This is a genomic window from Clostridium sp. AF37-5, assembly GCF_003477605.1.
In the GTDB taxonomy this organism is placed as follows: domain Bacteria; phylum Bacillota; class Clostridia; order Lachnospirales; family Lachnospiraceae; genus Eubacterium_F.
This window is the reverse complement of record NZ_QUDR01000005.1, coordinates 51,871-65,149: the sequence shown is the minus strand read 5'-3', so window position 1 is coordinate 65,149 and position 13,279 is coordinate 51,871. Positions and strand designations below refer to the sequence as shown.

Here is a 13,279-nt window from a genome sequence, read left to right as displayed (position 1 = left end):
TTGGGTGGCGAATGCTGCCAAAGAGAGCGAGGTGTTACAATGACCATAGAAGAAATTCTTGCTGGAGAATCCAAGAATGTAGAATTCAAGGAAAACCTGCCGGAGAAAAGTATCAAATATATGAAGTCTGTGGTTGCCTTTGCCAATGGAACCAGAGGTAAGATCATTTTCGGAATTGCTGATAAAACCAGAGAAGTCATTGGTTTTGACAAGGAAGATGTGTTCAAGAAAATGGATGCCATTGCCAATGCCGTATTAGACAGTTGTGAACCGGCAATCATCCCGGATATTACTTTACAGACGGTTGAGGGTAAAACCGTTATTGTGGTAGAAGTTTCGGAGGGCAGACAGCAGCTGCGTTCCTGGGGGATATTGATTGAACGTCAGGTTGGCGGCACTGTTGATCTCAATGACCTCAATAACGCCATTAAAGTGCCGAATACCATTGATAAAATGCCGGATAGTGACAATAAAGTGCCAGATAAAGCAGAAATAGTGCCAAATACTATGAAGAAAATACCGGATAGTTCTGATGGAATGCCAGATAAGACAGAAAAAATGCCGGATAATGAACAGGAACAACAAATTTACAAATATGTATCGGAAAATGGCCCTATTACTGCTGCTGAGACGGCAGAGCTTTTAGAGGTCAAACCTCGTAGAGCCAGAGCTGTTTTATTAAATATGGTTAGGGAAAGTTATTTGAAAAAAGAAGGTGCAGCACGAAGCACAATTTATGAAAAAAATACGAAAAGGAGATAATGCAGCATGGACACAGACAAAGTAATACAGGACTTGAATCGCAGATTTTCTGCACCTCTGCCGGAGTTTTATCAGCGTCGTATTATCTTTTGGTATGATGAAGATAAAGAATTTGAGGATAAGCTGGACGAAGTGGTTTTAGAAAATGCAAAGGTAATTGCTCTGACGGGTAATAACGCATTTTCTGTTAAGAAACTGCTTTCAGTAGACGATCTGACCACAAACTATCTGGTTTACAGTCCGTTAGCATATAACCGCCCAGATGATAACTGGCTTCTAGATGTGGAACTTTACAGTGAAGAGTTCCGGGCAGATTTGATTTCCATTTGGATGGATGAGATGGGGCTTGTATCGAATCCGGCCATGCGGAAGCAGATCAAGAATTATCGTGCCTATTTCAATGCAAAAGATCGTCGCTTGAAAGTTGGCACACAGAATAAGGTGCCGGCAACCCCGGCGCAGTTACACATGGCTGTTATGGCAGCAATATGTGGATTGAAAGATGCACAGCCGGATATGATTATTCGCAGTACGTTCCGTGCAGGATTGGATTTGAACAACAATACCATTTATCAGGATTTCATAAAATATCATGCAGACAGTGCTTTCTGGGCGATGGTTCGTCAGGGAAGTGGATTTGCTGAGGAAGAACCGGACCTTGGACGGCTGGCGATTCATTTACTGTTGACCGCTGCTACCCGTACCATGCGGCAGGAGTATCTTGCTGGATTGGACAGCTTTATTTCTATGCCGCATCAGGCATATTGTTATGATTTTATTTCTGAATGGCTTCATAGTGAGGATGTGGGGCAGCTATACGATGTGGCACGGTATGTTGAGGAGAAAGCACATCTCCATCAGCGTTTTGAAAAGTTGTCTGTGGATGATCTGGCAGGAACCGAGTGTTTCCCGTGTATCAACGAAGTGATTCTGATCAAGCTTATGACGGAGATTAGTGACCAGATCATTGATGTAGATGCCATAACTTCTACGGTCGAAAAACGCAGAACTTGTGCATGGTATGAGTCATTTGAGAATTTCTATGACGGTATTTTACAAGTGGCGAATATGCAGAGTTTTTTTAAGGAACATTCTGCTGGATTTCACACTGCAGAAGCAAAAGGCATCTGGAAAGAGTATACGGAAAGTTACTATCAGATGGATACCTATTACCGTTTGTTCCATCTGAGTTTCCAAAAGAGTCTGGAGATTTCCAATATTCTGCTGGATGATTTATTCAAGCACGTTGTCGATAAAGTGGAAGGGCTCTATACTCATTGGTTCTTAGGTGAGTTGGGGAATAACTGGTCGGATGTGTGCGCAGATGAAATGGCAACTTATGGTAAGGTTTTGGAAGTGCCGCAGCAGGAAGAATTTTATCGTTCCCGTATTAAAACTTCGGATACTAAGATATTTGTGATTATTTCGGATGCGATGCGGTATGAAGTGGCAGCTGCGATGGCAGACCAGCTTCAGAGAGAAACACAGAGCAAGGTTTCCATTAGCAGTATGCAGAGCGTCTTTCCTTCTATCACAAAGTTCGGTATGGCAGCATTGCTGCCGCACAAAGAACTGACAGTAGAGGTTCGGAATGATATTTTGACAGTTTTGGCAGATGGTCAGTCTACGGCAAGCACTTACCGGGATAAGGTTCTGAAATCAGAAGATCCGGCAAGTGTGGCATTAAAATACAATGACATTATTGCTATGAAGAGAGCAGAACGGAGTGCCTTGGTGAAAGGTATGGATGTGGTCTATATTTATCACGATACCATTGATGAAGCCAGCCATACTTCTGATACCGCTGTTTTCTCTGCTTGTGATAAGGCAATTTCAGAATTGAAGAACCTTGTGCGAATTATTGTAAATGAATTTGGCGGCACGAATATTCTGATTACGGCCGATCATGGATTCCTTTATACATACAGTCCGCTGACTGAGGATGATAAAGCGGACAAGACTAACTTTAACGGTATGGATGTGGAATATGGCAGACGCTATGCGATCATGCAGAAAGGCGCACAGCCGAACTATCTATTGCCTGTGAAATTTCTGGGCGGCAACACGGAGTTTGATGGATTTGCACCTAGAGGAAGTATCCGAATCAAGATGAATGGTGGAGGAATGAACTTTGTGCATGGCGGTATCAGTTTGCAGGAAATAGTTGTCCCGGTAATTGAGTACCATTATCTCCGCAATGATTCTATGGAATATAGGCGTAATAAACAGAAATATGATACCAAGCCGGTAACTGTCAATTTGTTGTCCGCAAACCGTAAAATCAGTAATATGATTTTCTCACTGAATTTCTATCAGAAGGATGCAGTCAGTGCAAACCGTGAAGCAGCTAGTTATCAGGTATACTTTACGGATGAAAATGGCAAGCTGATTAGTGATGTTCAGAAAATTATTGCGGATAAGACAAGTGACAATGGTGCAGAGAGAACCTTCCGTTGCCAGTTTAATCTGAAATCTTTGAAATATAGCAATACTGCTACTTACTATTTGGTGATTGCAGATGAACAGGGATTGCAGATGCCGCAGCGCGAGCCGTTCCAGATTGACATTGCCTTTGCGGTAGATGAGTTTGATTTTTTTAGTTGATATTGCGGGAGGATAGAAAGATGGAGCAATTTACAGAGGGCGAAAGCACTCGTGAAGAAATAAAGGACAAGCTTCGTCAGAATTTTGACGGTAAGATTGTCCGGAAAGATCTGACAAAGAAAATCAAGGAAGGAGCAAATGTTCCGGTTTATGTTCTTGAGTTCCTGTTGGGGCAGTATTGCAGTTCAGATGATGAAAATGTTATTGAAAAAGGCGTACAGAATGTGAAGCGTATTCTTGCCGATAATTTTGTACGCCCGGATGAATCACAGAAGATTTTATCACAGCTGCGTAAGAAAGGCAGCCACACAATCATTGATATGGTGACAGTCCGTTTGGATATGAAAAAGGACTGCTTTTTTGCAGAGTTTTCCAATTTGGGAGTTGGCAATGTACCGATTGCCGATGAATACCCGGAAAAGTTTGACCGCTTACTTTGCGGCGGTATTTGGTGCATTGTTCAGTTGGACTATGAGGTTGAGGGCGACAATAATTTCGGAATTGAGGATATTGATGGAAATCCACTTCGTTCTAAACAAAAAAAGCAAAAAGATATTTCGCCGATCAGTATCCGTAAGCTGACACCAATCCAGATGCCGCACATTGATATTGACGAGCTGAAGAAGGGACGAAAGGCTTTTACGAAAGATGAATGGCTGGATATTCTTCTCCGTTCAATCGGTATGGAACCGGATGAATTTACATATCGTGAGAAATGGCTGCTTTTGACTCGGATGATTCCATTAGTGGAGAATAACTTTAATCTTTGTGAGCTGGGACCGAGAAGCACAGGTAAGTCCCATCTCTACAAAGAAATTTCTCCAAACAGTATTTTGATTTCCGGTGGACAGACAACAGTTGCAAACTTGTTTTACAATATGGGACGTAAGACGGTCGGATTGGTTGGCTTGTGGGACTGCATTGCTTTTGATGAAGTAGCGGGTATTAAGTTCAAAGATAAAGATGGTATCCAGATTATGAAAGATTATATGGCATCTGGCTCTTTTGCCCGTGGCAAAGAAGAAAAGGCTGCTACAGCTTCCATGGTCTTTGTGGGGAACATCAATCAGAGTGTAGATGTTCTGTTGAAAACATCAAGTTTGTTTGCTCCATTTCCGTCGGAAATGGGAACGGATACAGCATTTCTTGATCGCATGCACTGCTATCTTCCAGGATGGGAGATTCCGAAGTTCAGACCGGAGCATTTTACCGATGATTATGGTTTTATTAGTGATTATCTGGCAGAATTTATTCGGGAACTTCGTAAGGAACAATATGGTGATGCACTTGACCACTATTTCCGGCTGGGAAGAAACCTGAACCAACGTGATACGATTGCGGTCCGACGTATGGTAGACGGTTATTTGAAATTGATATACCCGAATGGCGAGTTTACCAAAGAAGAACTGGAAGAAGTTATTCAGATTGCCTTGGAAATGCGTCGCCGAGTCAAAGAACAGCTGAAAAAACTGGGAGGTATGGAATTCTACGATGTGAACTTCTCTTATATTGATCTGGAGGATATGTCAGAACATTATGTTTCTGTTCCGGAGCAGGGAGGTGGAAAACTGATACCGGATGGAATGTGCAATCCGGGACAGGTTTATACCGTATCCAGAGGGAAAAGCGGTATGCTTGGAGTATTCCGTCTGGAAAGCCAGATGCTTCCCGGAAATGGCAAGATTGAACGAACCGGTTTAGGAAGCGATTCTAAGTGTAAAGAAGCGGTGAATACAGCATTTAACTATTTGAAGGCAAATGGCAACCGTATCAGTGGTTCCATCAGTACTTCGACCAAAGATTATATCATCAATTATCAGGATTTGCAGGGGATTGGAATGACGGAGAAGCTGGCACTTCCTACTTTAGTCGCCCTTTGTTCGATTGCACTGGGAAAGCCGGTAGTCAGCAATTTGGCAATTCTGGGTGATATTACGATTAGCGGTACGATGATAAAGGTGGATGAGCTCGCCAATACACTTCAAGTGTGTTTGGACAGTGGTGCAAAGAAGGTGCTGATTCCAAGTACCTCTTTTGTTGATTTTGCAAGTGTTCCTGCGGATCTGATGAGTGCATTTCAGTTGATTCCGTATCAGAGTGCAGAGGATGCTGTGTTTAAGGCATTAGGGGTCGAATAAGAGTATGGGATAAAAAATTACCATGTGATTTTTTAGATATATCGCCTATTCGTATCTGTACTCTGTTGAGGAGTGCAAAATTTCTTCTTAGCTAATATAATAAATATAGAAAAGTATATAAATGTACTATATTAATAAAGGAGGTGTTTACATGGCAACTTCAAGTATCACAAAGAATTTTATACTATCAGGGAAGAGACAGGTGGAGATGTTTGCTGATGCGATTGAAGCATCTGCCAACGATAAAACGCCTCGTGTACCGATTAATGTTACCTATTTATAGGGAGCAGATGATATTATAAAGTTTATGGAGAAAAGGGAAAAAACGAATGGAATCAGCAAATAATTACATTGTGCTAAACATTCGTGAATTTTTAAACAATGATGACCAGAGGGTCGGAGAGGATAAATTGAATCAGATTCTTTCTGAGTTTTCTTGTCCATTAAATCCGGCTGTGGAGCGATTTTTAAAAGAACAGGCAATACTATTTACTAAGAAGCATCAGGCGGTTACATATTTGGTTTTGTCGCTAAAGATGCAGCGTTACTGGGATATTTTTCTATCACAATAAAACCGCTTGTTGTTAACTCAGAACCATTTAGCAATAAGGTTAAAAGGAAACTGGCAAGATTTAGTAGAATAGATAAAGAGGATCAGACATATAATCTGGCGGCTTATTTAATTGCACAGTTAGGGAAAAATTTTAGTGATAAGGTGGAAGATAAGATAACGGGGGTAGGAGTTGCTTGAGACTGTTATTCGACAGACACAAGGATTGCAATATCAAGCAGGAGGAATGGTAACATAAATCTATTTTTTATTTTAGGATTCGATTAAATGTCGTAGAATAATCTTTTAATATTGCATTTTTTGTCGTATAATAACGATGAAAGGTGTGATTTTATGAAAGAATATAACAAAGATAAAATATTTGATATTATGGAAACAACACAGTGCAATTATTCAAATATGATGAAAAGGTTATCAAGAAAAAAGAAATTTTCAGAATTTGTTGTTGTATTTTACAGTATTTCGTTGATTGTTTATCCCTTGACTGGTGAATTCTTTCCTTGTTGGTTTGATGCAAAACTTTCCAATTATTTTGGGATAATTTTATCAATAGTAACTTTAGCTTATTCATTAGTTAATGGAAGTGCAAAGTATGCAGAAAGAATAGAAGGGGCAGAAAAAGTTTTGAATTCGGTAAAAACGTTAAAGCGCAAATTAACAGAGAAGAATTGTTCAAGCTTAAAAGGAAATTATGATAAATTAATGGAAAAGGCTGAATATAGAGATGATGTTGATTTCTTTCGAACAGTAAAACAAAAGTGTAGTGAATTGGGGATTAGATGGTATAAATACAAAAAGGAATGCAAGGAAATGAAGGATTCTATGGAGTATAAAAAATAAATAATTATCTAAGTGAGATTTTCCCGTTTGTGCAGCAATGTAAGATTTTTTTTGAGTTTATTTGGTATTCATTAGTTTTGGTTGTTCCAGTAGTATTGTTTTTAATTTGTTTTCTTGTTTGAAGAAATGATAAAAGTTCCAAATTTTATATATTGGAAAGAAAAACTGAGCTTGGAATGATGGAGTTGTGCCAAATGTTCGCTGCCGTTTCTACGGAATTACGGAAAACAAAAAGTGCCAACGAACACTTGACACAAACCTATTTAACATAAGATTTTACTTTTTACTTTCTTTATGGTATGATAAATTCTGAGTTTTATAACTCATTTATAAAGAAATCGACCGGATTACGGTTTGTAAGAAAGGAACTTGATAGCATGAAACTCGGAATCGTGGGGCTTCCCAACGTAGGAAAAAGTACATTATTTAATTCATTAACAAAAGCAGGAGCAGAATCGGCAAACTACCCATTTTGTACCATTGACCCGAATGTCGGAGTCGTACCGGTGCCGGATGAAAGACTGGATGTATTGACTAAGATGCATGAGTCGAAGAAGACCGTACCGGCAGTTATTGAATTTGTAGATATTGCAGGATTGGTAAAAGGAGCATCCAAAGGAGAAGGATTAGGAAACCAGTTCTTGTCAAATATTCGAGAGGTGGATGCCATTGTACATGTTGTCCGCTGCTTTGAAGATACGAATATTGTTCATGTAGACGGAAGTATTGATCCGCTGCGTGATATTGAGACAATTAATCTGGAACTTATTTTTTCGGATGTTGAAATCTTGGACCGCCGTATTGCTAAGACAGCACGCGGTGCGAATAATGATAAGAAACTTGCCAAAGAAGTAGAAATGATGAAGCGTTTGAAAGATTTTTTGGAAGAAGGACATTTGGCAAAGAATTTTGAACTTTTGGATGAAGAGGAAGAAGAGTGGTTTAAGGAATATAATCTTTTGACAGCAAAACCGGTTATTTATGCGGCAAATGTATCAGAAGATGATTTGGCTGACGATGGTGCATCCAATGAACAGGTAGCAAAGGTGCGTGAGTTTGCAAAAGAGGAAAAATCAGAAGTGTTTGTTATCTGTGCACAGATTGAGCAGGAGATTGCGGAACTGGATGATGATGAGAAGAAGATGTTCTTGGAAGATTTGGGACTTACTGAGTCCGGTCTTGAGAAACTGATTCGCGCCAGCTACCGCATTCTTGGTTTGATTAGTTTCTTGACAACCGGTCCGGATGAGACGCGTGCATGGACGATTACAGAAGGAACGAAGGCACCACAGGCAGCTGGTAAAATTCATACGGATTTTGAACGCGGATTTATTCGTGCGGAAGTGGTAAGCTATGATAATCTGGTAGAGTACAATGGATATAACGGAGCAAAAGAAAAAGGTCTTGTGCGCTCCGAAGGAAAAGAGTATGTTGTACAGGATGGCGATGTTGTATTGTTCCGCTTTAATGTATAAAATCGATTATAAAATGAAAGAGGGGTATTTGGGATGAGTCAAGGGGCAGATATTGCATTTCCACATTTGGGAATTACCATTGGACATTTGCCAAAAGGAATTACCATCGGTGGATTCACGATTGCTTTTTATGGTATTATCATTGCCTGTGGTATGCTTGCCGGGCTTATGCTGGCGAGATGGCAGGCAAAGAGAACCGGGCAGGAGCCGGATGTTTACTCCGATTATGCGATTTGGGGAATTATTTTTGCGATTATCGGAGCACGCTTATATTATGTAGCGTTTAGCTGGGATGCCTATAAGAACAATTTATTGCAGATTTTTAACACACGAGGCGGCGGACTTGCGATTTATGGTGGTGTAATTGCTGCTGTACTTACTGCAATTGTCTATTGTAAAAAGAAAAAATACAGTTTCTTTTTGTTTGCCGATACGGCTGTGCCGGGACTGGTGCTTGGACAGATTATCGGACGGTTTGGTAATTTTATGAACCGGGAGGCATTTGGAGAATATACAGATTCGTTGTTTGCCATGCGCCTAAAGGTTAGTGATGTCACATCGGCAAATATTACTTCTACGATGAGAGAGCATATCAGCATACAAGATGGCATTCGTTATATTCAGGTGCATCCGACGTTCTTGTATGAAGCGGCATGGAATGTGTTGGTGTTGACGGCAATGCTTCTTTATACGAAGAAAAAGAAATTTGATGGAGAGATTTTTCTCATTTATCTCATCGGATATGGTCTTGGCAGAGCATGGGTTGAGGGACTGCGTACCGACCAGTTACAGATTGGAACAACCGGAATTGCTGTATCACAGGTATTTTCGGCGGTTCTTGTAGTGGCTGGCGTGGTTGTCTGGATTTATCGGATGAGACGGTTGAAAAAGAAAGAAAAATAACAAAACAGGAAAAAGGTTCTGTTTATCTACGATATAAAGTAGATAAGCGGGGCCTTTTTTTGCGTACAAACAGGAAAAAAATTGGAATTAGGCTTGCCAATTCCCACTAAGTGGTGTATTATTAATATAAAAGTGGTGAGAAGTGGAGTAAAGTGTCACGAAGTGGTAAATTTTATGACTTATGTGGCAGGTTCACAAAGCCATGATGGGAAGTTGGTGAAGCACGATGTTTATGGGAACGTATGAGCATGGCCTTGATGCGAAAGGACGTGTGATTATTCCGGCGAAATTAAGAGAAGACTTAGGGGAGTCTTTTGTTGTGACGCTTGGATTAGACGGTTGTCTGTTTGCGTATCCAATGAACGAATGGGAGGGTTTCATCGAAAAATTAAAAGAACTTCCCGGCACGAAAGAGGCCAGAATGCTTCAGAGACATTTCTTGGCAAATGCGGCACCATGTGAACTGGACAAGCAGGGACGTGCTTTGATACCGGCAAAATTACGTGAATATGCCGGACTTGCCAAAGAAACCGTTTTTGTCGGCGTCCTTTCTAAAATTGAAATTTGGAGTAAAGAGCGCTGGGATGAAAATGATGATTATGACAACATCGATGACATTGCCGAACATATGTCAGAGTTTGGCCTTAGTTTTTAGTCGGTGCAGGCAAGGAGGCAGTTATGGAATTTAAGCATGTGTCGGTTCTGTTAGAAGAAACCATAGACAGTCTGAATATTTGTCCGGATGGAATCTATGTTGATGGTACAACCGGTGGCGGCGGTCATTCGTATGAAATTGCAAAGCGATTAGGAGACAAGGGGCGTTTAATCTGCATCGACCAGGATGCGGAGGCACTTGCTGCGGCACGCGTGCGACTGGCACCTTTTGAGGAAAAAATAACTTTTGTAAAAAGCAACTACGTACATATGAAAGAAGTGCTTTCGGAGTTGTCGATACCAAAAGTAAATGGCATCGTTTTAGATTTAGGTGTTTCTTCTTATCAATTAGACAATGCCGAGAGGGGATTTTCCTATCGGGAAGATGCACCGCTTGATATGCGGATGGACAGAGAGCAGAGCACAACTGCCAAAGACATTGTAAATGAATACCCGGAATCCGAACTTTTCCGTATTATCAAAGAATATGGCGAGGAGCGGTTTGCAAGAAATATTGCGAGAAACATTTGCAGACAAAGAAAAGAAAAACCGATTGAGACGACTTTGGAATTAGTCGATTTAATACGCACTTCTATGCCGGCGAAAGCAAGAAACGGAAAAAGCCATCCGGCAAAGAGAACCTTTCAGGCAATCCGAATTGAATGCAACCGCGAATTGGATGTGTTAAGACAGGCGCTTGACGACATGATTGATTTGCTTTGTGATGGAGGAAGACTTAGCATCATCACCTTTCATTCATTGGAAGACCGCATGGTAAAGACAAGCTTTAAGAAGCAGGAAAATCCATGTACCTGCCCGCCGGATTTCCCGGTATGTGTCTGTGGAAAGAAACCAAAAGGAAAAGTTGTTACAAGAAAACCGATTCTTCCATCAGAAGAGGAATTAGAACGAAATACACGCTCAAAAAGTGCGAAATTAAGAGTGTTTGAAAAAATAGAAAGTTAGGAGGAAGTTACATGGCAACACAGAGAACGCCATACGTATATGGGAGTGCGGCACCGAACATTGAGGTAATGCCGCGCAGGGAGGATGATTACGAGAGAAGGAGACAGACAAGACCCGTTTCCAGACCAAGACCAAAACGGAAGGCAAAAATTGATAAAGTTGCTGTGTTACTGACAGCACTTACTTTTTTTGTTGTAATGGCTGCCGGTATCTTTTATCTGCGTTTGCAATTTCAGTCTACCTATTTGAATAAAAGTGTGGTAAAATTGCAAAGTGAAGTAGTTGAAATGGAAAAGAAAAATGCAACTGCCGAGAAAGAATTGGACGACTCGGTTGATTTGACTGCCATTTATAATAAAGCAACGAAACAGCTTGGTATGGTGGCAGCAAGTGAAAACCAGATGGATACTTATGAGAGCCGGAAGAGTACGCAGGTTCGCACTCATGGGGATATTCCGGCAGAATAATTGTGAAAAGCACAACCGGAATGGAGAGTAAGATATGGCTACACAGTATAATCAAGGACGATACTCCTATCGAAGACGCAGAAGAAGAGGAAAGCCGAAACGTTTTAGCAGAAAAATGTGTATTACGGTATTTCTCGTCTTTTGCGTTTGTTTGTTTACTTTTGGGGTGTTGTTGTTTAAGATTTACCGCATCAACAGTAAGGATGGAGACCGTTACCGCAAAGAGGCACTTTCGCAGCAGTCATATACAAATACGGTGTTGAATTACCAGCGCGGTGATGTTAAGGACCGTAACAATACTACATTGGCAGTCAGCGTGCGCAAATATGATTTGGTGTTAGAGCCACGGACACTTGGCAAAGATGAAAAGAAAAAACAGGCAACGGTAGATGCAATTGCAAAAACATTTGGCGTGGCATCGTCTGTTGTGGAAGAAGTAATTCAGAAAAAGCCAAACTCGATGTACGAGCATATTGATGGTTTAAAGGAACTGCCTGCAAAAAAGGTGGACAAGTTCAAAAAGCAGATAAAAAAAGAGCGTTTAGAGGGCGTTTGGTTTGAGGAAGTGTACAAAAGAAATTATCCGCTGAAAACCGTTGGTGCAAGTATTATTGGTTTTATGAATTCAAATAATCAGGGAACTTACGGTGTGGAAGAACAGTACAATTCCGTTTTGAATGGAACGACAGGAAGAGAGTATGGTTATTTTGATTCCAATATGAATTTACAGCGAACCATTAAAGAAGCAAAAGACGGCAATTCGGTTGTTCTCACGATTGATGCCAATGTGCAGAAAATTATAGAGGATGAAATTGCGGATTTCCAAAAGAACGGAACCGGTGCGAAGACGATTGCGATGATGGTCATGAATCCGAAAAATGGAGAAATTCTTGCTATGGCATCCAACTCCACATTTGATTTGAATGACCCACAGAATCTGGCGTCCATGTATTCGGAACAGAAGATTGCAGCGATGACAGACAAAGAGAAAAACGAAAATCTTCTGTCTATGTGGTCGAATTTTTGCGTTGGCTCTGCCTATGAGCCGGGTTCTACATTTAAGCCGTTTACAATTGCTGCGGCGTTAGATGAAAATATTATCTCCGGAAAATCCACATTTCAGTGTAACGGTGTAAAGAAAGTGGCTGACAGAGAAATTCACTGCAGCAACCGAAATGGACATGGCATGCTAGATTTGCGTCATGCTCTGATGGAATCCTGCAATGCAGCCCTTATGGATATCGGACTTGGATTGGGACGAAATAAATTTAGTAAGTATAACAAATTGTATGGATTTGGACAGCGCACCGGTGTAGATCTGCCGGGTGAAACTTCCGGTTTGATTCACACGAAAGAAGAATTGAATCCGGTAGAATTGGCGACAAGTAGTTTTGGACAGACGCAGACGGTTACGATGGTTCAGATGCTCAGTGGTTTTTCATCCCTGATTAATGGCGGAAATTATTATCAGCCGCATTTGGTAAAAGAAATTCAGAACAGTAATGGTGATGTGGTAAAAACGATTGATCCGGTTGTTGTGAAACGAACAACGAGTGAGGATACCAGTTCGAAATTAAGAAGTTACCTAAAATCAACGGTAGAAGAAGGAACTGCGGCACCGGCACAGGTAAAAGGATATTCCATTGGCGGAAAGACCGGTACGGCGGAAAAACGACCGGTATCGGCAAAGAAGTACTTAGTTTCCTTTATTGGCTGTGAGCCGGCAGAAGACCCGGAAGTGGCTTATTATGTGATTATTGATGAGCCTCATGTAAAAGACCAGGCGCACTCTACCTATGCGACCGAATTTTCGTCGAAGGTGATGAAACGTGTTCTTCCGTTTTTGGGACAATATGCTTCTTCGTCTCAAACAAAGCAGGATGCGAAACAAGAATAGGA

Annotated in this window: 12 protein-coding genes; all 12 read left to right on the top strand. The window is 41.0% G+C overall.

Annotated features, from left to right (window positions below):
* The first annotated feature begins 39 nt into the window (after positions 1-39).
* Positions 40-762: an ATP-binding protein gene (locus DW019_RS04760; RefSeq protein WP_118442689.1), complete on the top strand. Its 723-nt coding sequence runs from the start codon at positions 40-42 to the stop codon at positions 760-762.
* Positions 763-768: 6 nt separating this feature from the next.
* Positions 769-3,366, top strand: coding sequence for a BREX-1 system phosphatase PglZ type A (gene pglZ, locus DW019_RS04755; protein ID WP_118442688.1), 2,598 nt, complete (start codon positions 769-771; stop codon positions 3,364-3,366).
* 20 nt (positions 3,367-3,386) lie between these two features.
* Positions 3,387-5,504 (top strand): protease Lon-related BREX system protein BrxL, encoded by a 2,118-nt coding sequence (brxL, locus tag DW019_RS04750; protein WP_118442687.1) that lies wholly within the window; start codon positions 3,387-3,389, stop codon positions 5,502-5,504.
* A 151-nt stretch (positions 5,505-5,655) separates the two neighbouring features.
* A complete protein-coding gene (locus tag DW019_RS04745; protein ID WP_347474402.1) occupies positions 5,656-5,787 on the top strand; it encodes a hypothetical protein in 132 nt (43 codons plus the stop codon).
* Positions 5,788-5,833: 46 nt separating this feature from the next.
* Positions 5,834-6,076 carry a hypothetical protein gene (locus DW019_RS15375; RefSeq protein WP_243024099.1) on the top strand — a complete coding sequence of 81 codons (243 nt, stop codon included), beginning with the start codon at positions 5,834-5,836 and terminating at the stop codon, positions 6,074-6,076.
* A gap of 332 nt (positions 6,077-6,408) precedes the next feature.
* Entirely contained in the window at positions 6,409-6,915 is a 507-nt protein-coding gene (locus tag DW019_RS04735; protein ID WP_118442686.1) for an SLATT domain-containing protein, read from the top strand.
* Positions 6,916-7,292: 377 nt separating this feature from the next.
* Positions 7,293-8,390 (top strand): redox-regulated ATPase YchF, encoded by a 1,098-nt coding sequence (gene ychF, locus DW019_RS04730; protein WP_022376559.1) that lies wholly within the window; start codon positions 7,293-7,295, stop codon positions 8,388-8,390.
* A 33-nt stretch (positions 8,391-8,423) separates the two neighbouring features.
* Positions 8,424-9,293, top strand: a complete 870-nt coding sequence (gene lgt / locus DW019_RS04725; RefSeq protein ID WP_118442685.1) for a prolipoprotein diacylglyceryl transferase — start codon at positions 8,424-8,426, stop codon at positions 9,291-9,293.
* A 226-nt stretch (positions 9,294-9,519) separates the two neighbouring features.
* Positions 9,520-9,948 (top strand): division/cell wall cluster transcriptional repressor MraZ, encoded by a 429-nt coding sequence (mraZ, locus tag DW019_RS04720; RefSeq protein WP_117478037.1) that lies wholly within the window; start codon positions 9,520-9,522, stop codon positions 9,946-9,948.
* Between the two features lie 23 nt (positions 9,949-9,971).
* Positions 9,972-10,913 (top strand): 16S rRNA (cytosine(1402)-N(4))-methyltransferase RsmH, encoded by a 942-nt coding sequence (gene rsmH, locus DW019_RS04715; RefSeq protein WP_118442684.1) that lies wholly within the window; start codon positions 9,972-9,974, stop codon positions 10,911-10,913.
* 11 nt (positions 10,914-10,924) lie between these two features.
* A complete protein-coding gene (locus DW019_RS04710) occupies positions 10,925-11,380 on the top strand; it encodes a septum formation initiator (protein WP_022376555.1) in 456 nt (151 codons plus the stop codon).
* Between the two features lie 34 nt (positions 11,381-11,414).
* Positions 11,415-13,277 carry a penicillin-binding transpeptidase domain-containing protein gene (locus tag DW019_RS04705; RefSeq protein WP_022376554.1) on the top strand — a complete coding sequence of 621 codons (1,863 nt, stop codon included), beginning with the start codon at positions 11,415-11,417 and terminating at the stop codon, positions 13,275-13,277.
* Positions 13,278-13,279: the final 2 nt, after the last annotated feature.

Bases quoted from the DNA above. Each gene is read 5' to 3' on its own strand.
- pglZ (WP_118442688.1), top strand. From the start codon at position 769: ATGGACACAGACAAAGTAATACAGGACTTGAATCGCAGATTTTCTGCA.
- DW019_RS15375 (WP_243024099.1), top strand. From the start codon at position 5,834: ATGGAATCAGCAAATAATTACATTGTGCTAAACATTCGTGAATTTTTA.
- DW019_RS04735 (WP_118442686.1), top strand. From the start codon at position 6,409: ATGAAAGAATATAACAAAGATAAAATATTTGATATTATGGAAACAACA.
- ychF (WP_022376559.1), top strand. From the start codon at position 7,293: ATGAAACTCGGAATCGTGGGGCTTCCCAACGTAGGAAAAAGTACATTA.
- DW019_RS04705 (WP_022376554.1), top strand. From the start codon at position 11,415: ATGGCTACACAGTATAATCAAGGACGATACTCCTATCGAAGACGCAGA.
- DW019_RS04745 (WP_347474402.1), top strand. From the start codon at position 5,656: ATGGCAACTTCAAGTATCACAAAGAATTTTATACTATCAGGGAAGAGA.
- DW019_RS04760 (WP_118442689.1), top strand. From the start codon at position 40: ATGACCATAGAAGAAATTCTTGCTGGAGAATCCAAGAATGTAGAATTC.
- brxL (WP_118442687.1), top strand. From the start codon at position 3,387: ATGGAGCAATTTACAGAGGGCGAAAGCACTCGTGAAGAAATAAAGGAC.
- rsmH (WP_118442684.1), top strand. From the start codon at position 9,972: ATGGAATTTAAGCATGTGTCGGTTCTGTTAGAAGAAACCATAGACAGT.
- DW019_RS04710 (WP_022376555.1), top strand. From the start codon at position 10,925: ATGGCAACACAGAGAACGCCATACGTATATGGGAGTGCGGCACCGAAC.
- lgt (WP_118442685.1), top strand. From the start codon at position 8,424: ATGAGTCAAGGGGCAGATATTGCATTTCCACATTTGGGAATTACCATT.
- mraZ (WP_117478037.1), top strand. From the start codon at position 9,520: ATGTTTATGGGAACGTATGAGCATGGCCTTGATGCGAAAGGACGTGTG.